The sequence below is a fragment of the Streptomyces sp. NPDC017676 genome (genome assembly GCF_044329325.1).
Taxonomy (GTDB): Bacteria; Actinomycetota; Actinomycetes; order Streptomycetales; family Streptomycetaceae; genus Streptomyces.
The window spans coordinates 166,995-187,995 of the sequence record NZ_JBIRJA010000021.1; the positions used below are offsets into that span (position 1 = coordinate 166,995).

Annotated in this window: 1 protein-coding gene (running past one end of the window); it reads right to left on the reverse strand. The window is 71.9% G+C overall.

All coding sequences use genetic code 11. The features are described from left to right. On the reverse strand, window positions 1-20,989 hold the 5' portion of the coding sequence (locus ACH4LD_RS36175; RefSeq protein WP_398057281.1) for a hypothetical protein. 12,182 nt of this gene lie to the left of the window's left edge; only the first 20,989 of its 33,171 coding nucleotides appear in the window; its start codon is at window positions 20,987-20,989; the stop codon falls past the left edge of the window. Between the last annotated feature and the right edge of the window lie 12 nt (window positions 20,990-21,001).

A 21,001-nucleotide genomic window follows, 5' to 3' on the forward strand; every position in this document is an offset into this window, starting at 1 on the left:
TCAGTTCGACGACGAGTTGGGCGTTCTGCGCCTTGAACCGGATCGTGCGCCGGTCGAGAGCGCTGATGCGGACATCGGTCGCACTCCCGGTGGAGACGAGCTGTTCGCGCAGCGCACGCAGGGCACGGGGCCCCAGCATCGCCTGGACCAGGTCACGGCCGATACGGTCGACGCCGAGTTCGCCCAGTTTGCGGTCGAAGTCACGCAGCAGGTCGGTGGCGTCCAGAGTGTTGACGGGATACGAACCGAACGGGTGGCCCCGTAGCCAGGCGGGTTGCTCCCAGGGGTGCTCCCGGTAGAGCGGCACCTCGCCCATCCGGTCCCGAACCAGTCCCAGACGGTGCGCGGCCTTCTCCGGCACATGTCCCAGCCAGTCGTCGGAGAAGGTCAGGCGACGGCCGGACCAGCGAGCGGCGTGGGCCGTCAGCAGCGTGTGGGGGATCGCCAGCACCCCGTCGCTGTGGACAGCGCCGATCAGGACGTGCTGCGTGTCCGCGGCCACCAGGAACTTGTGGCTGTCGTCCTCGATGACGAAGTCGACCGTGGCGACCCTGCTCTCCACGACACCGGCCGTCTGCTGCCGGCTCCAACGCCCGAGCAGTCCGTAGGCTCCCGCGAGAGTGGGGCCCACCGGATGCGAATGGCCGTACACGCCGGAGACGGCGACACTGAAGCCCCGCGCGGTGGTGACGGCCCCGGACACCTGCAAGTCGCTGGTGAGGCCCTGTTCGGTGGTCACCCTGACCGGAGCGGAGACCACGCGGGGGTCGAGCACGTGGATCCGGTGGTTGAGCCGGCCCCGCATGTCGATGTAGGAACCCTTGCCGTAGAGCCCCGTGACCCACATCCCGGACGGTCCCGACAGCACGTCCGACTGCGCCGACACGGTGAGCGCGTCCACCTGGCGTACCGCGGAGTCGTGTGCCAGAGCGCCCGGCTCGACGAAGTGCCAGGCCCCGCCCGACGCCTCACGCATCACCGCTTCGACGGCCTCGGTGAGCTCCCGGTGGGCGGCGACGTCCAGGGGGGCGTGGGGCAGATCCCCGAACGGGCCAGGCATACGGGCCCAGGCGCCCAGGGCGCCGGTTCCGCGCGCGAGTTCCCTCGCCTGCGCCGGCGAGAGCACTTCCGTCCTCGGTGCCGGTCGCCGGAGCGCCTCCCCGGCGGCTGCGGGAGCCGGAGGGTGCTCGCCGGGCAGGGCGAGCAGCACCCGTCCGGTCAACGGGGCGCCGGCGGCACCCCCGATGAGATCCACCCCCCGCTCGCCGCTCACGAACGGGGCGGCGCCCAGTATGCCGAGCGTGCCGAGCCGCGCGAGCGGGGCGGGGCGCCGGAAACCCGATACGGAGACGTCGATCTCCAGCCTGTAGCTGTGCAGGTGGGAAAGGGAAGTGCCGCTGCTGGTGGTTTCCGCCGACACCGTGGCGCCGTACCCGGTCCGCCGTCCCGTCTGTGCCGACCACCGAGGGCCGACCTGCAACGAACCGCTGTTGTTCGGAACGCCCACCTTGTCCCGGGAGGCGTCGAGCACCGCGGCCGACACGTCCACGCCCACGTCGTGTCCGCGCACCACGGCCCGGTTTCCGTCGAGACGTTCGGTGCCGGGCAGGCTGGAGCGCACGAGCAGGTCGTTCTGGGTGCCCTCGTACCGGAGGTCCGTCAGCCGGCCGCGGATCCGGAGCCAGCGCCGGGTACGCACGAGGGTGTCGGGCACCGCCAGAGCGATGCCGACACCGGTCGTGATCAGTGACTCCAGGCTGCCCGCCAGGGTGTGGTGCGACAGCGTGTCGATCACGTTCAGCGTGTTCTGCAGGGCGAGCCGGTAGTGCTCGGCGTTCTTCCACCGCGCGTCGGAAGGGTCCCCGAAGTCCTCCAACGGTGCGATCATGCCCGGGTACTCACGGGCCGCCCGGTGAAGGACCTGGTGCAGGAGCTCGTCCACCAGCGTCCGGCCGGGATGTCCCGCATCATCGCCGCGTACGAGGCCGCCGTCCTCGTACGTGAACGCCTCCACGCGGCTCAGCCCGAGCAGCGCCGGACCGTCGGCCGGGAGGTAGACCGGGGCACCGGGCTCGTTGCCGTGCCGACGGCGCAGTGCCGTGCCGTCGTCCCAGCCGGCGTGCCGTCGCGCCTCGGTCCGCGTCATCCGGTCCAGTGACCATGTGGTGAACGCCGTCGGCTCCGTGTCCCCCGTGAGACGCACATGAACGGTCTTCTCCACCAGGTACAGGTACGTGGGCGCCTTCTTGACCTGGCCGACGGTCTTGCGGCCTCCGGTGCCACCCGACACGGTGCTGTACGTGGTCGTCCGGGCGTACCGCCCGGCGAGTCCCGCCATCACCCGCAGCCCGGCGTGCACCCCGAAGAACCGGCCGAGGGACATGGAAGGACCCACCGCCACGTTGAGCTCCTGGGTGTACGCCTTGCTCAGCGTGCGCTCGTTACGGCTGGAACGCTGGACGGTGCGGCGCATCTCGGCCGCCGTCGTGCCCGTGACCAGTTTCGCCTCCCGCGGTACGACGCGTTCCACCACGAACGCGCCCAGCGGCTTCCGCCCTGGTTCGTCGGACACCAGCTGCCGGGTGCCGACCGGGCCGTGCGCCAGCCGGTCCGCGGTCCGGTGGAAGTTGTCGCCGCTGAAGAACCCGGCGATCTCGTCGTAGGCACTGCTTCCCGGCTTCGCGCCCACCCGGCGCAGCGCCCAGTCCCGTATCTCACGCACCGGTCCGTACCCCTCGGTGTGCACGAGGCGGTAGTCGGTCCACGGTCCCAGCGCCATCGAACGCGGCACCCGGTCGGCGTCCGCCACGGACTGCGGGGCAGGCGAGGAGGTCTCATCGTCCGGCAGGCGCACCGCGAGGCCGCTTCGCACGCCGAACGAGATGTGGCCCTCGCCTTCGGAGAACGCGGTCGGCAGCCAGGCGTCGCGGCGCGGGCCGGCCAGGTACACCTCGTACTGGACGTCGTCCAGGTGCAGGTGGGAAGCGTCGCCCCGGCGGGTCTCGACCTGGCTCTGTGTCTGGTCCTGGAGGGCGAAGTCGAAGGTGCGGCCGAAGCCGACGGCGCCACCGACGCGTGCGTAGCCGGCCGCCGGTATGCCGGACGGTGGGCCGACGGTGAAGTTCGGGGCGATCCTCAGCGTCGTCGCCACGGACTTCACCACGCCGGTGGTGGTCTGGCTGCGCTGTGCGCTCTCGATCTTGTAGGGCGCACCGTAGCCGTCGGCGAACCGTTCCCAGTTGCCGTGCGGCCGGGTCGTCACCCGCAGCACCCTGGGCCGGCCGCGGTCCCGGAACGGGGCCGACTCATAGCCCTCGCCGTGGAACACCGAGGGTGTCTCGCGAAGCGCGCGTTCCAGGTCCGCGAGGGCGCGACGCGCGCCGGGGTCCGGGGAGTCCGCGAGGCCCGTGCGGGCGCCGATCTCCCGGACGACCTGGTCGACTCCGCGCAGAGTCACCAGGGCGTGCCCGTAACTGACGGAGCCGGCCTGCTCGCCGTCACCCGTCAGGTACACCGGCAGCCGGCTCCCGTCGGCGAACCGGACTTCCTCGCCGCTCCAGGCCGGCGGCAGCAGCGTGCGGTCCAGGCGCGGCGGGCGGTGGGCGTCCAGCTCGGTGTCGATGCGGGGCGGGACGGCGGGAGGCTCCGCAGCGGGCCGGGGAGGGGCGGGCGCCGGCGCGGGAGCCTCCGTCGCAGTGCGACGAGCCGTACGGGGCCGCGGTCCCGCGCTCAGTGTCGGCACCGGTTCGGACCCGTCACGGTCCCGTCCGGCAGAGCCGGCGTCTTCGTCCGGGACCGGCCGGATCTCCTGAATGTCGCGAGGCGGTACGGTGCCGGGCTCGCCGCCGGCCTGCTCGACGGACGGGTGGGAGGGTACCGGGCCAGGAACCCCGTGACCGTTCCCTTCGGACCCGCCCGGAAGAAACGTGTGCCATGCACCGTCGGGAAGCAGCGTTCCGTCGAGACGTACCGGAACGTCGGGCGCGTAGACGGTCCGGCCCGTGGCATCGGCGACCATCTGCGCCGTGACCGCGCCGGGCTCCGGGGCCCGTGCGGTGGCCCCCGTCCAGCAGGAGAGCAGTACGACGGGATGGGCTGGGGGCAGTGCGGCCAGGCTCGGCCGCCGCCGTAGATAGCCCGCGAATTCCCCGGCCGGGTACAACGCTGTCCCGTCCTGGGCCTCAAGAACGACTTCCGTCGGCCACCCGTGGGCCATCCAGAAGTATGGACGCCTGCCCGCGCTGATGTCCCCGGCCCAGGGAAAGGGCCCATGGCCGACGGAGTCGGTCTGCCGCCACACCGCTGCGTCGACCAATTTCAAGTTGTCCACGACGTCAACGTCGGACAGGGACATACGGCCGATGGGCCGGTGGTCCACGTCCACCAGTGTGTGGGTCACCAGTGCCGCCGTCGGCGTCGCCTCACCGTCCGTGCGCAGCAGGACATCCGGCCGTGCCAAATCCGCCGGCGCGGAAGCGGCGTCGCCGGGACGACTGCGTATCCACCAGCCCCCCGGTTCCACCGGTGCCGAACGCTCCGACAGGTACCTGGTGATGAAGCCCGTCAGCCCTTCCGTATCCGGGAGCTGGACGGGTGTGATCTCCAGCGGACCGGTCGTGGACCAGACCTCGCGGCCGGTCCTCGCGGCCAGCAACCGCGGCAGGTGCAGTCCACCCGCCCCGCCGTACGGCATGGCCAGCACGATGGCGATGTCCGAAGGCAGCCGGCTCAGATCGGGATCCGCTGCCACGAGGTCCACGAACTGTTCCGGAGACAGCTCGGCGGCCCGGCCACCGGCGTACTGCACGGCGATGCGCTCGGCTGTTCCCCAAGCGAGCAGGAAGTAGGGCTCGGTGCCGGCCCACGGAGCATCGAACGATGGATCAGTCTCGTACAGGGGCAAGGTGTGGGAAGTCGCCGAACGGCCGGCCACCGCCAGACTCCCCGTGTCCAGCCCCTCCAGAGCCGGGACGGAACGCTCGTGGGCGGGGCGGTAGTCCCGCCCGACGACATACCCTCCGTCCGCCGAGGGCACGGGCGTGACCAGTACGTCGGCGTCACCGAGTGCCGGGGAGAGCCCGTGGGGCCACTGCTCCTGGCCGACCATCTCCTCGACCTGGAAGGAGAGTTCGTTCTGCCTGGAGAACTGCCGCAAGCGCCGCGCGAGTGCCTCTGTTCGCTCCCACGACGCATCGTCGGTGTAGGTGAGCACGACTCTGCGCACGTCAGACCACTTCAGGTCCCCGAGAACGCGCGCCCCGAAGTGCGCGTTGGTGGCGGGTTTCAGCGCCGACAGACGTCGTGCCAGTTCCCGGTCGGACTCGAAGAAGTCGGTGACGGCGAGCGCCAGGCGGACCGCCTCGGCGGGACCATGGGCGAGCAAGGCGTATCGCGACGACGCGGTGGCGTACCGGCCGGGGTGCGAGTCCACCATGTGCAAGGTGCGACCGCGCACGGCCTCGTCCCAGTGGATCACGAGTTTGTGCGTGCCGCCGGTGCCGCCCGTCTGCCAGCGGTCGGACACGAGCGCGGCGAGCAGTCCGGTGCCGTGGTCGTACTCCGGACGGGGCCCGCCCCGGCTGTCCGCCAGCACCTCGTGCAGCGGCGTCTGCGTCCCGCCTTCCAGGAGCCTTTCGAGCAGGTCCGTGCCCGGGGCGTCCTCGTACAGGGGCACCTCGCTGACCAGGGCCGTCTCCTTGTCCAAGTATCTGTGGACATGGTCCATGAAGTAGTCGAGGCCCTCATCGGTAACTTGGTGGAGCGTCCTGAGGTCCTGCGCGAGCAGCCGTTCCCGCGCGGCCAGGCGATCGGCGCTCAGGAAACGCCGCGCCTGGCGCTCGGCCGCAACCAGGCGCCCGGCCTGCTCATCGTCGAGCCTGTCCCACACGTTCCGCTCGGCGAGGGTGACATACAGGTCGTAATCCTCCTCGGCGCTGTGCAGGAGGCGTGCCAACGGACTCGTCTCGGTCGCACCGGCCTGAGCCCGTTCCGCCCATATTCCGCGCAGGGTCGACACATCATCACGGAGCTCTTCGGCCACGTTCCTGCCGGCGCCTTCCGGGGCAAGGGCCTGGGCTATGCGCATGTCCGCCGCGCTGGGTTCGATCCCGGCGGGAAGCGGCTGGGCGAATCGTTGCCGCCGCTGGATCTCGTCGGCGATGCGTTCGATCTCGCGCCGCAGCACACGGGTCTCTTCCTCACGGTCTGTTGTGCTGCCGCTCTGTCGTTCGGAGATCTGGCCCCGCAGCTCCCCGATCCGCTCCTCGCGCGCCCGGCGTCCCGCCTCCAGGTCGGCTGTCGAGCTCCGCAGGAACACGGTCAGATCGCTGCGGTCCAGTTCCTGCCGCAGCATCCGCATGCCGTCGGTCAGGCGCTGTACCTCCGCTGATCGAGAGGGGCCGTCCGTCCGCGGAGTGCTCGCCAGTCGGCGCAGGCCTCTGTGCAGCTTCCTCATGTCCCGACGCAACCGGTGGTCACGGGCGAACGGGTCCGTGTCAGCGGTGTTCCGGTCTCCGGCGCGCGGCGGTGCGCTCAGAACCTGCTCCTCCGACCCGGGCTCCGTACGAGAAGGGCTCTCCTCGCCGATGCGATCAGGGACCGTCGGGTCGGTACCCGGCGACAAGTGGGCGGCGGGGGGCGTGGTGCCCTGCGGCGGCGCCGCGCTCAGCGCCATGGGCTCCCTCGCACGGTCCTGCTCGCGCCCAGCGGTCTTCCCTCGGTCGGCCTGCCGCGCGGTACCGCCGCTGTCGGGGTCGAACCTCTCCCAGCGGCCCTCATTCCGGCCAGGTCCGGCTTCGACCGTGAACTGGACGTTCGTCTTCCTGGTCGGCGCGTACACCACGCGCCTGGTCTCGTTCGCCAGACGCTGGGCGACTCCTTCCGAAGCACGGTCGGCACCAGTGGAACAGGCGATCAGTACGACCGGGGTGTCATCTGACAGCCGATTGAAGCTGGGCCGCCTCTTGAGGAACTGGGCGAGTTCGGAGCCGTTGAGGCGATGCTTTCCGTCGGAGCGGTGCGGCGCATACAAAGAAACGTGATACGCGCTTCCGTGCACAGAAAGGAAGTAGGGTGTCCTGTTCCCGTACCCACGTCGCCACGGCAGTTGCCTGGCGGCCCCTATTCGGTGCAGTCCGCCGTCGTCACGAATCTCACCCTGACGGTACTCTTCAGCGATGGCGATCGCACCCAGATGGGATTCCAGCCATTTCGCCTCCCAGGGACTTTGAGCGAAGCGTCCGGTCGGCCTTCCCGCCGCGTCCACCAGAGTGAGGTGTTCCACGTCCGCGAAGGGATCAGGCGTCGCGGCGTTCCTCCTCGCCGTACGCTGGTCGAAGTCCTCGGGCATGGTGAGGACCCACCAGCCCACAGGCTCGTCGGGTTTCCTTCTTTCACGACCGATGTAGGTCACGTCGGTGTTGACATCAGTCACCGGATGCAGAAGCGCCGTGTAACTCCATACCGCATGTCCCGTGTGGTGCGCGATGAGACGCGGCAACTCAAGACCGCCGGCGCCCCCCTGCGAGAGCACCAGAACAAGGGGAGCGTCTCCCGCCGTCCTGAGTTCCGACCGCCCGGCGAGAAATACGGCGAATTCCGCCGGCTCCATCTCCTTTTCGATAGACTCATCGGCTACCGTCAGACGTTCATGTGAACCGTACGCGAAGATGAACACGGGGGTGCTCGACGCACGCCACGGCGGCTCTTCGCGTTGGCCCTCCGGACCGTCTCCATAAAGAATCTGCCACTGAGTGTTCAACTCCTTCACCGGCCTCGCTTCCCGGCGCTTCCCCGGCCGCAGGTCGACGACGACGGGCCGGGTGGCCGGCCGAGCGCTCTCCAGCGGCCTGCGCGGAGTCGAGACCGAAACCCCGGCCTGGGCGCTTGAACTCCTACGGGGCCTCCGTCCGCGTACCGCGGTCCGCTCGGTCTCCTGCCGCCGCCGGTCCGTCTCCGTAGCCCGCCGCCGCTCCTCGGCCACCCGGCCGGAGCCACCCGGAACCGGGATACCGGGATTCACGAACTCGGACGCCTCGCCCCTCAGCCCGGGAGCGTGACGACCGTCGTCCGGGTCCGCAGGCCACGCGGACCTCACATCCCACGCTTCCAAGGGACGAGTCGTGCTGACGATCGTGCCCGAGAACCGTCGCCGCGGACTTGTCGCCGGGACGGAGCTGTCCCGGCGGCCCGTGAAGAACTTCCGCACCGAGCCGGCGAACCTGCTCATCATCGAGGTCGAGCGGAGCCCCGCGGTCTTCGGACCGGACTTGACGAGCTTGCGTCCGCGTTCTTCGCCGGGCCCCCTGGACGCGGTCGCGGAGGCCGAACGCCGGTCCCTCCTGGGACCGGACGGGCCCGGCGTCGCGGGCCGTCCGGTGAGTGTCCGGTGGAGTTCCTCGCGGCCCGGCTGGTTCCCGCGTGCCCGGCTGCCGCCGAGCAGAGGCCCGGTCGCGGTGTCCGTCCCCGACTCGCCGAAGTGGCGACGGTACAGCTGAGACAGCAGGTCTTCCGCCAGGGTGTGAGCAGGGTGATCGTCCCTGATCGGGCGCGCCGGGTCGACGATCAACGCAAGGGCGACGAGCTCGCCGATCTCGTGGTAACCGTCGCTGTAGGCATCGGTCCCGTCACGGACGACGCGAGGCGCCGGATAAGGCTGCCGGCCCGTGGACGTCTGCCGGAAGGGCCGCTGCATGATCGGCGCCACGTCGGCCCAGACCCGGTCCCGCGCCGGTTCGCTCAGACCGGCGAGGACCTCCCGCGCCCGGCCGAGCCGACCGGACCATTCCGGCCCGCCGAGGACCGGGTGATCCGCACCGCCGGCGCCCGGCACCGGCTCCGGCCGGCGCTCCGCGGAGGAGCCGGCCCCCGTCTCGCTCTCGCGTACGGCGGTCCGGGCGACCGAGGGTCCCGGCAGACGGTCGTCCACGGGGGCGCCGTCAGGCATCCGGCCACCGCCGAGGCGGGCGAGGCCGGGCTCGGCCGCCCTGGTGCCGGCTGCGCCCCGGTCGGCGCCCGCAGCCCGCCGGCGCGGGTCCGCACCGGCGGCCAGGGCATCCAGCCGGGCCGCAGCGTCCCGCGCCGAACGGGCGGCCGACTCGGCGGCTGCCACTCGCCCGCGTGAGGCGACGAATGACTCGGCGTGCGCGTGGACGTCCAGGGACGGAGGGCCCGCGATGAACTTCCTGGTGCCGGATTCCCGCCACTGGTAGTCGTTGCGCTGCCGGTTGGTGCTGAGGTCGTAGACGACCGTGTCGACGCGCCCGTCCTCGGCCAGCGCGTAGAAGAAGGCGACGCCTCCGCTGCCCGAGTTGATGTGGGCGTGCGCCGGATGGTTGAGGGAGACCGCGTTCTTCTCCTGCACGGACGTTCCCACGGAGACGCGGCGCAGGACGTCGAATTGTGCGTCGGTGAAGTCAGCCCGGGTGATCCCGGGGCCGGACTCACCCAGAAACCTGATGCGCCCGCTGAACTCCCAGGTGGAGTTCTGGGTGGGCTCGAGCCGGTCCAGGCGGTCCGCTCGTTGCCGGAGCAGCCGGGCCGCGTCGGCGAACCGTCCGGCGGACACGGTGTTCCAGGTCTCCAGCGCCACGTCCCGCACGGCGGTGTAGGCATCCCCGTCCAGGCCCGCCATCTCGGCGAACTGGTCGAAGAAACGGCCGAACTGCAGCGAGGAGAGCAGTCCGTCCCGGTCCGCGAGAGCCTGTGCGTCCGGCAGGCTGCGGTCGAGGAAGGTACGGAAGCGGTACCGTTCGGTCTCCTCCGGGTTGTCGGCCAGCCACTCCGCGAGCTCCGGCCTGACTCGCAGCAGTTCCCGCAGTTCGGGATTGTCGGCGTGCTGCCCGCCGGCCTCCTCGCCCGTGCGGGCCGGTGCGTCACCGGCGCCCCCGGCTGTCGCCCGATCGGCGGCCCCGGCCCGGGTGTCCGGCCGCTGGCGAGTCTTCCCCTTGGCGTCCCTGTCTGCCCGCGCGGTCCCGGCCTGCCGCCGCGCGCCGTCGGACGCTCCCGTGGCCCGGTCCGCGCCCGCGGGCGTCACCGCGGCGGAACCGGAGGACGACGGGACGGCAGCACGGTGTCCCAGCGCTTCCACGGCCGTGGGCAGGGCCATGGGGTCCTGCGCGGTGAGCAGCTCGCCGAACCGCCCCCGGCCTTGCGCCAGTTGCCTTACGCGATCCGCGAAGTTCTCGTCCCGCAGGGCGTACTCCTGCCAGGACGGACGGCGCAGGAACTCCCGGGCGAAGTCGGGCCATGGCTCGTCCGTACCGTCCAGCAGGGTGGCCATGCCCCGCCGGCGCAGCACCGCCGCGAGCCGGCCGGCCTCCTCCGCCGACAGGGACGCGGGCAGTTCGTCGAGCCGCCCGACGAGCCGCTCCGTGCGGTTCACCTGGTCACGCAGACGCGTGTCCAGGAAAGTACCCAGGTGTGGGTGACGGACGGCCGCCCGCCACAGCGGACTCTCCGCGAGCGCCTCACGGATGAGTTGGGGCCGGTCGTTGAAGGCCTTGACGAGTTCCGGGTGCTCCAGAAGGGCGGTACGTACGGACCTGGACGCGAGGAGGGCGGTGAGGTCCTGTGGTTTCCTGAGGATGACCAGGCGACGCGCCTCCGCCGACTGGGCGAGCCAGTTCGCGATCTCGCCGTGCCTCACGATCAGGTCGAGTACCGGCCTCCGCGTCAGCGCGGCCCGTGCGTCGTCCGACGTCGTGGCGGCGAGCGCGTCCACGAACGTCGGGGCACGTCCGGCGACATGGAGCACCCGGGAGTCGGTGAGGACGGTGCGGACCGTCCGGCCGCCGGCGAGCGCAAGGCGGGACAGCAGGTCCGGGTCCCCCAGAAGGGTTCGCCACGACTGCGCCTCCGCGACGATGTCCTTCCGCCCTGCGAGCACCTCCCCCAAACCCGGTGTGTCGGCGAGCACCCGCACGAGCCGGGGCTCTTGCGCGGAGGCCACCAAGCGGCCCTGCGTCGCCACGACCGCCGCGATTACCTGTTCGTCCCCGATCTCCTGGAGCGTGTCCAGGAGTTCCTCGGCATTCGCCAGTACATGGATGATGTGTTCCCGCTCGGCGACGGCAACGGATATCGACCGCGAGGCTCGGGCGAAGGCGTCGACCCTCTCCATGCCGGGCGTGCGAAGCAGGCGGCCTGCGTGGTGGAGGGCCCACATATAGTCGGGGTTGTCGCCCAGGGTGAGCACAGTCTGCGGCTCGCCGAACAGCGAGCGCATCAGCGGACTGATGAGGAAACCTCTGAAGACCCAGTCGTTCTCTGCGAGCAGACGAGGTACGTTCGCATCCTCGACGATGTAGTCGAGCATGTCCGGCGCCTGGTTGACGAGGTCGAGCAGTGAGGGGCGCACGAGGAACAGATCGATGACGTTCTCGCGGAACAGGAGTCCCTGAGCGAGATACCTGTCCTGCTTCGCCGCTTCGTGAAGCCGGGCATTCTCCGCGAGTGCGCGATAGGCGTCGAGGGTCTTCTCGGACAGGGCATCGGCGCCAAAGCTGCCGCGCACCTCCTCAGGCGTGCTGCCCTGCGCCAGGTGCTCCAGCAGACGACTGACGTGCTCGACCCGTTCGCTGTCGAGCGTGTGACCTTTCTCGGTGATGAACTGAAGGGGGACGGCTTGGGCCAAAGCCGTGCGGAATCGCCGCACCTGCTTCTCGTAGTCCCTCTTGGCCGAGACTGGCGCCTTTCCGTCCGCCTTCGTCCGCTCAGCCTCCCATTTGCTGTGGGCAGGGAGGAACCTGTCCACCGCAGGACGCAGTCCGGCTGTCACGGATTCGTCGCGCAGAAGAGCGGCGAAGCCCTGACGCGACACCACTTCCTGCAGCAGGACCGGGTGTGTGAGGACCATTTGGCTCAACGTGGTGCCGGCCTTGTCGTCCGACACTTGCTCGGACAGGGTCGCATACAGGTCGCTGGAGAGCAGAGCCGCCCAGTGAGCCGGTGTCACGGCGCCGAAGAAGGGCTCCAGCTTCGGCAGCAGGTCTCCTCGCCGACGCACGTTCTCGATGATCGCATCGCGCTGTTCCGCAGTGATGCGCTCCGTCAGCATGACATGCCGAGCGAAAAGCCGAGCCAGTGATCCGTTACCGACACGGAGTGCTTCCACCGCTCCTTCTGCCGACATGAACGAGTGGTTCCCATCGGAGAGCCTGGCCATGTCCGGCACAGAAGTGAGGGCGAGCGCCGCGCTCGGGTAGCTCCACTGAGCCTGCTCCTTGAGAGCGGTCCACGCGACGGCCGGGTCCTGGTGCAGCAGATCGGCAAGACGCACGGATTCCCCGCCGGCGACCGACCGGTCGATGGCTCGGGACAGCGCCGCGAGCTTCTCAGCGCTGTCGCTCCCCGAGGCAATGTCCGCCCGCACGTGGGCAAACCGCCCGAACATGCGAAGTATGTGCGGAAGGCTTGTGCCCGATACGGTGCCACGGCGGAACAGGTCTTGAAGGAGCCGGAACTCTTCCGGCCGGGCGTGCAGCACGCGCCGCAGCTCGTGAGGGTGGGCGAACTCCTGCGGCTGGCTGCTGACCGCTGCGGCGATCAGCGGGTGCGTGATCTCCAACCTGGTGAGGAAGGAGCGGTTCCAGTCGTCACCGTGTGCGTACATGAGCTGGACCGCTCGACTGCCACGGAACTTCCGCAGGTTGTCAGGCAGGTTCGTCGACGTGTTGAACGGCCTCGTCTCCTCCAGTACGGAAACCAGATCGTCATCGGGTACCTGATCGAGATACGCCGGGTGCAGGGAGAGAAGGGGTGCCACGTCCGGGTTCTCGACCGCGGCAGTGATCCGGCGCTCGTCCGCGAACAGCCGGGCCGCCAGTGGGAGGTGGTCTTCGAGCACGGTGGTCAGGACCGGCGACCTGCGCAGCGTGTCGAGAAGCCCCCAGTTGCCCTTGAGCCTTCCCAGGAGCCCGGGAGCGGACAGCGCCACGACAAGCTCGTGCGGATACCGCCGGAGTTGCGTGCGCACCTCTTGGGAGAGCAGGTCCTCGTAGTACGCGACGCCCTCGATGTTGGTGCCGCGCAGCGTCAGTGCCGTGTAGAGGGCCGACAGCACACGCAGATCACCGTTCAGGGAGTGGACGGTGTCCACGGGATCATCCGTGTTCATCACCGCGCGGGCCAGAGCGGGCTCCGCCTCCAGCAGAGTCGCGGTCCCCCCGTTGTAGGACAGCGCCTGCAGCACGTCCGCTCGTCCCTCGATGGCCCGCAACAGATTCGGCTGCCACCGCACCGAGGTTTGTGCCGCAGTGTCCTTCTCGATGACGTCCAGAAGGTCTGGTTGTGCGAGCAGGGCGGCCGATCGGGCGTCCTGTGCCTGGTACCAGTCCGGACTCAGAACGGTGAGGAAACCAAGAACCGTGCGTGTGCCGCTGAGGGCGTCGAGAAGCGGAGGATGGAGTCTCAGCAGCGTGAGCAGTTCCGGCCGCTCACGCACCGCCTCAGCGACGTGCCGATGCTCCGGCAACCGGCCGGCCACGTCGGTGGACCGCGGAGGCACCGGCTGCTGCGCGCGATCCGCGGGCGGGTCGTCAGCGGCCGTGGACGCCGACCGTGCCGCGCCCGCCTCGTGGCCGGAGGGACCGGCGGCCGGAGCCGAGGACTCCGACGGCTGGCTCCCGGCCTTCTTGCCGGACTTCTTCTTGACACCTCCCGGCGCACCCCTGTCCCGGACCCTCGCCGGGTCCGCGTCCGCGGCGATCTCCCGGGCGGCCGAGTGCGCGGCGCCGAGGTCGCGACCGTCCGGGCCCAGCGCCCGCGCCACCCGCAGCAGTTCGCCACGCAGCGCCGTGCGGTGCCGCTCGCCCTCGGCGCCGGAACCGAGCACGACGGGGGACCGCAGATACTGGGCGAGGACGGCACCCGCCTGCTCCAAGACCTCATCCGAGAACGTGCCCACCCGGTCCTCGTCCTCGGGTGCGCGGGCACCGTCGCGAGCGGTCGTCGGCTCCGCCGGGGGGCGCGCGGCCGAGGATCGTACGGCACCGGCCCCGTCCCCTGACCCGACCCGCTTCCGCATGAGCCGGTCCACCTGTTCGCGCAGGTCCGCGCCGAGCCGTTCGCGGGTCTCGTGCCAGCCGGGAAGACCGGCGACGAGACCGGCGGGCCCGGAGGCAGGTGCAACGCCGGAACGGACGAAGTCGTCCCAGCCGCTGCCGACCCGCTCGGCGTGCTCCTGGACGACCGGGCCGCGCTCTTCCCGGAGGAGCGTCCCCTCGACGAGTCCCCGGGCCTCCTCCAGAGCCCGCATCCGGAGCGTCCAGCCGGCGCGCGCCAGGAGTCGGCGCCAGGCCCGCTCCTGGAGTTCTTCCTCTCGCAGGCGGAGCGCGCCGGAGCGCCAGGCGGCCAGCGCGTCCGGCGTCAGCAGACCGTCGGCGTGGGCGATGGCGGCGGCACGGAGGTCCCGTCCGGCCACCGGCAGTACCTCGTCGATCGCCCGGACCACGGCGTCGTCGCGGGGGACGGCGCTGTTGTCAAGGGCGGCCCGGTAGCGGTCCACGAGGCGCGTCACCGCGTCCGCGGCGCGGCCACGGACGCGGGCCACCTCCCGGGACAGCGCGCGCATCTCCCGCGACACACGCGCTTGCCCCGCTTCCCAGACCCGCTCACGCCGTTCGGCCGAGAGCGGCTCCCCGAGACCGTGCTCCGAGCGGAAGACCTCGTCGTGGAGGTGGGAGAAGACGGCCTGGGCGTGCTGCCGCAGCAGACGCCGGTCGTTCTCTGTGAGCGTCGGATCGTGAACGCCATAGACCGTGGACAGGCCCAGCCGTCCGAGGGCCGACTCGATGCGCGCGTACCGGCCCGCGAGGTCGTCAAGGCGCCGGAGCACCTGGTGGATCTCCGGGGAGTCCGCTCGGTTCAGCACGCCGGCCACATCCGCGCGCCGCTTCGGCCGGACGGGCCCATGGGCCTGCCACACCGCGGCCACCGATTCCCGGTGCGGGGGGTTGCCGAGGCTGCGCAGCCGGGCGGTCACCTTGCGGAGGATCTCCGTCAGGTTCTTGAGGAGGCCGCGGAACGGGGACGGGGGTGCCGGAGAGGACGGGCGGCCGGCACCGTCCTCCTCGGTGCGGACACGCGCGGACAGCCAGGTGACTAGGTCGTCCCTGCGCTGGCGCCACATGGCTTCGGTATCCGCGCGGGCGTCGCGGGGCGCGGCGGTCTCCGGTACGAACAACTCGCGGTACACGGTGTCGAACGCCTCGTCGAGGTACCGCGAGTACTCGCGGCGCCGTCCCTCGGGCAGTGTCGAGGCGTCCAGGACCGACGCGGCGAACAGCCGGGCGGCGTGGACATGGGCGGCGTAGTGACCGGCGGCCTCCGTGCGGCGTGAAGCCGGTCCGCCCGGGTGGGCGGCGTCCGGCCGGGTGTCCGACGGTTCGGGGTGCGGCTGTTCGAAGTCGTCCTCGGCTATGCGGGTACGCAAGTCCGCGGTCAGTTCCCCGCGCGCCTCCGACCAGGCGGCCATGCGCCCGTCCAGGGAGTCCGGTGCCGGGTCGGTGCCGAAGACTGCGTCGAACCGGTCGGCGACCCGGCGAGCGTGGCCGTCCGCGATCCGCCGGACGTCCGAGCCGGCCCTGGACGCCCGGGACAGCAGCGCCTCCGCCTCCCGTGCTCCACCGGCGGTGGCGTTGGCGCGGGCGCGGGCCAACGCCAGGGAGCGGGCCGCCGCCCGCTCGGTGAGCCGTCCTTCCATGACACGGCGCGCCTGACCGCTCGGCCAGGTCGCCGGCGCGGGACCGGTGGCGAGCCGGTGGTCGAGGGCCTGACGGGCCGCCGCCGCGAGGGCGCGCGCGGCCCGGTCGGTCTCGGCGCGGTCCGCCGCGCGCACCGGTGAGCCGCCGTCCGCCGCACCGGTCAGCCCGAAGGCACGGCTGAAGTGCGGCGCGCTTGCGGCCAGTGACGTGTGCCAGGAGCCGCGTGCGACCCCGGCCACGAGGCGCTCGGCCGAAGCGGCGGCGGTTTCGCGGGCGTGCCACGCCTCGGCATACGTGGCCGCCTCGGTCCCACGCCCCTGCGCCTGCGGAGTGCGCCCGGCCTCAGACGGCGGGTCGTGCCGCGGTACCGGGGGCAGGGACCGCCGCTGCCTCGCGGGCCGGGACGCCGGGTCCGGCAGCCCACCAGCCCGATCCCCAGACCGGGATACACGAGCCGGGCCCTCGGGCTGCGGGACACGAACCCGACCCCCGGGCTGGGAAGCCGGGGCGGTCGTGCCGGTGCGTCCCGCCGGCAGCTCCGGCCCGGAAACACGCCGCCCACCATAATCCCCGCCCCCGGTCCCAGGACCCGACGCGGTCGTCGTCGACCGGCCGGAAGGCGTCGTACCGGCCGGGGGCGGCCCGTGCCTGGCGGCCAGCGCGTCCGCGAACCCTGCGGCCAGCCGGACGATGGGATGCCCGTCAGACAGTCGCAAGGACGCGGGCGGCACATTGCCCACGATCATCCGCCGCGCCAGGACGTGCACCGCCTCGTTGAGTTCCCTCAGGTAAGCGTCCTGGCTCAGCACTCCTTCGGCCGTCGGCGACTGGTTCAGCAGCTGGCGCGCCCGGTCCAGCAGCGCCGCCCGATCGGCGGGTGCCAGCGCGCGGACCTGTTCCAGCGCCGCGGACACCTCGTCCTGCCACGCGTCCCCACCAAGGTCCGGATGCTCCGGCCACTGCCGGGAACCGGCCCCGTCACCGCTCGGGGCCCCCTGCTCGGAAACCGCGCCAGCCGGCGGTCGTGCTCCGGGAAGGAGGGAAAGTCTCCGCCCCAGTTCCTCCGCGTCCCGCACGAGGGGATCGCCGGGACCCGGATCGGGCAGGCGCGTGACGTCGTCACCGGCCGACTGCCGCAGGCGATGGGCCAGGAGGGAGACTGCGTCTTCGTAGGCGTCGGCGTACCCGGTGCCCGCCTCCGTGAAGACCCGCCGGGAGTGGTACCGGGCCAGCAGGTCCCGCGCCTGCTTCAGGTACGCCGCGTCCAGCTCCCCCAGCCCGTGCAACGCCGTCTGGGCCCGCACCACCTGGTCCAGCCAGGCGGGGGTTCCGATGTCGGCCAGGGCCTCCGGGGGCCGCGGTACCTCGGGAGAGTGCTGCGCAACGACGGTGCCGTCCGTCCCGGGATCCGGCCGGCCCCCGAACACCCCTTCCGTGCCCGGAGCTTCCCGGAACTGGTCACGCAGCAGGCTCGCCAGCGACGCGGCCGCCGTGTCCCCGTGCTCGCGCAGTTCATCGGCAACGAGATGCACCATCGTGTCCAGCATCTCTTGATGGCCCGCAAGCTCCTGGTGCAGCTCCGGATCGAGGGCCGGGAAGAGGGTGACGTCCGAGACGATCCCCTGGGCCCGGCCGAGCAGGAACTCGCTCTCACGGTCGCCCTCGGCCAGCAGCCGCCCCTTCGCCGCGGCGGTCTCCTGCCGCCAGTAGTGGCTACGCCAGGGGGCTGTGGGAGCCGCCTCGCCCTTCACGTTCTCCAGCACATCCGCCCAGGCTGCCTGACGGTCCCGGACACCGCGGTCGTGTACCGGGTCGGACGCGTCGGTCGCCTCTGTCTGCATCCTGGATCTACGCAGCGCATCGCCCCACGGGCCGACGGGCGCTTTGCCCGCGCGACGTGCCCCTGCGTCCGCATACGGCCGGTCACCGTTGTTCGGGTCCTTACGTCCCGCGTCGTCGGGGAGACGGCGGGCCCGGGTTCCGGCGGGACCACCGGTCTGTGCCCCGCGGTCGACGTCCGTGGCGGCTTCCCGCGCCGCCCGGGAGTCGAGACCGGGCAGGGGGCCGGCGGAGCCGTCGGCGCTCTGGCGCGGCGCCGACGGGAGTGCGACGTCGGGGCTGCCGCCGGGCAGCCCGGTCTGCCGGGCGGGATCGAACCCGATGCCGAACTCGGCGGTGAGCCGGCGGCCGAGGGTTTCGGCGTGGCGTCGCAGCGGGTGGCCGTCGGGCAGCCGACCCGGCTCCGGTGCCGTGATCCCCAGTTCCAGCGCACGGTGGGCGAGGACGAGGGCGGCTTCCTCGTGCCGGGCCGCGTAGGCGTCGCCCGGTTCACGGATGACGGACGGCTGCGGAGCGTACCGGGCCAGAAGGTCACCCACCGTGCGCCACAGCGAGGCCGTACCCGTGTGCGGCGCCGTCGTCTCGCGGGCGCGCCGGACGGCCTCGCCCCAGTCGGCGTCGGTCAGATCGGGAGGGGTGGGGCCGGTGGGCGGTACGGGGTCGGCCGGACGGCCTTCGGCGCCCGTCCGGAACGGGTCCGCGTCGGACGTCGGGGCGCCGGTGGTGGCGGTGGCTGTTTCCGGCAGGGTCTCCATTCCAGCGGGCGTGACGGTGGTGTCGAAGCCCGGCAGCGCGGCCGGACCGGTTTCGGTGCTGATGCCGGGGTTGGTGTGGCGGCCGGGCCCGGCCGTGGTGTCGGCAGCGGCGTTCCGGTCGGCCGACGTGGCGGTGCGCGGGCCGGTTTCGGTGACCGGCCGGGAAGCTGCGTTCCTGGAGTCCGCCGACGGGTTCCCGGCGGAACCGGTCACCGTGCCGGGGGCGGCGTCGGCCGTCTCCGTGGCGGGGCGTGTGCCCGCGTGGGTGGCAAGCGCCCTGCCCAGTTCATGGTCCATCGCGGTGCGCCGCTCGTTCCAGGCGGCGAGCCGGTCGTCCAGCGGGCCGGGACCGCCGGGACCGTCCCCGGGGTGTACGAAGGTGGCGTCGAAGAGTTCCCGGGCGGCCTTGGCATGGTGGTCGATGATCCTCGCGGCAGCCGACGCGGGCAGACCCGCCGCACCGGCCAGAGCACGCGCGCGGTCCCTCGCCGCGTCCTGAGCGTGATCCCGGGCCACCGAAAGGGCCAGATGGCGCTCGGCGCCCTGCGCCGGCAGCGCCTGCCGCACGACGTCCGCCGCCGACATCTGCTCGGGGCTGCCACCGCCGACCGCGATGCGTGTCAGGTGCCGCAGCAGGGCGTCGGCCGTCGAGCCGGGGGGCGCCTCCAACGCCTGCTCGGTCCACTGGTCGATGCGCCGGCCCGCTTCCAGGCTCAGGCCGAGCACCGCACCCTGCTGGACGTCGGGCGGAACGGCGGCGGCTTCCGTCGCGGCGGTGTCCGTCAGGCCGAAGGCACGCGAGAACTCCGCGCCCAGACCGGGTACAGCCTGCTGCCAGGTGCCCCGCGCCACTGCCCGCTCCACCTCGCCCAGCGCGTGGGTGACCGTCAGCTCCTTCGCCGACTGCGCCACCACGTGCACCGGAAGCCGCGCCACATGCCCGCGCACCTCCGCCTGCCAGGTCCGCAGCGCGTCATCGGACGCCTGGCCGTCGCCGCCGAACGGGCTCGGCTCACCGAACACGGCGCGGTGCGCCGCGACCAGTTGCTCACCGAACGCCCCGCGCAGCACCGCGTGGCCGAACGGCGACAGCTGCCCGGTCGTCGTGCCGTCCGCTCCGTTGCCGTCGGTGCTCTCACCGGGCGCGACCGGCACCGGCACCGCCTGGTCGAAGGCGCGCAGCGCGCTCTGGATCCGCTGGTCGCGCTCCGCGGCGGCGGTGAGCATCGCGTCGTAGCCGGTGCGCTCGTGTTCTCCGCCCAGCCCCGCCAGCTCCAGCACCCGATCGGCGGTCGCGACCAGGTCCCGGCCGTGCGCCGCCTGGACGTAGTCGCCGGTGCGCAGCCGTTCGGCGACCGACTGCGCGACGTACCGGTGCACCCGCACGGCCGCGCCGTCGTCGAGCCCGGCTGCCGCGGGTGACTGCTGCCATGCGGTGAAAGCGGCGTCCAGCCGCTGCTGTGCCCGGTGGTCCGCCAGTTCCTCGACCGCCCACCGGCGCAGCTGCGCCGCGCTCGGCGCCCCCTCGCCGGCGGCTCCGTCCGCGCCCTGCGCCCGCCCGCCGTCGCCGGCACCGGCGTACGCGGCGACAGCACGGGAAGCGACCCGGTCGACGACCGGGTCCGGAAGGCCTCCCTGGCTCTTCACCCAGCCCTCGAACGCCGATGTCAGCCGCTGGGGCACGCCCGCCTGCTCCGCCGCGTTCCGCCAGTCCCCACCGGAGCCGCCCGTACCGGAGCCCTCCCACGCCGACCGCGTCCCGGCGCCGTCGCGCGCGCCGTCCGGCAGTTTCAGCCCCTGAAACGAGTCCCACTCCCCGGAGGGCACCAGGGAGGGATCCACATGCCAGCCCAGCCCGCCCGTGAGACTGTCCAGGCTCCCCCCACCACGGCCGTGCCGGCCGCCGCCGGGAAGACTTCCGAAGAAACCGCCGGCGATCCCGTAACCCACGTCCGTGGTGTCACCGGACTGCAGGATCTGGAAGCCCGTCACCACCGCGCCGGAGGCGCCACCGGTCAGCACGTCCCGCAGCACGCCGCCCGACAGCTTGGGCAGGTACATGCGCGTGAACTCGTTGAAGATCCCGGCCAGGCCGCCACCCACACCGCCCCAGCCGGCCTGCTCCAGTACATCCCGCCAGCTGATGCGGTCCCGGAAGCCCTGCCACATCTGGACGAGTTGCACGCCGAGCTCCATGAGCCCGCCGATGACCGCCCCCGACACCACCGACTTGAACAGCTGCCAGGCGATCTGCCGCACCACCGCGGCCACACCCCGCGCCACCGCGACCGCCACCTCCGGCAGACCGAAGGCCAGCAGCTCGACGACGGTGTAGATCAGCCACACCAGCTGCACCATGATCATGTACTTCGCGTACTGCACCTGGACAGCGGTCTCACGGAACGACGAACTCAGATCCCGCGCCGCTTTCACCCCGTGTGGAAGCACCTGCTTCAGCTTCCGCACGTGCGCGGTGAACTCCTCAGCCGTCGGCCCCTCGAGCGCGCCCGAGACCAGCGTCGCCGAGGGACCGACCGTGTGCAGGAGCGACTCGAAATGGTCCCCCCAGGCGTCCATCTTCGCCGCCTGCTCGTGCACCACCTCGTGGTTGACGTTCGGCCAGAACATCCCCGTCAGAACGGCAAGCAGCTGTTGCAGCCACGCCGGCAGCCGCAGGTTGTCGAAGACGCCCACCTCAGCACACCC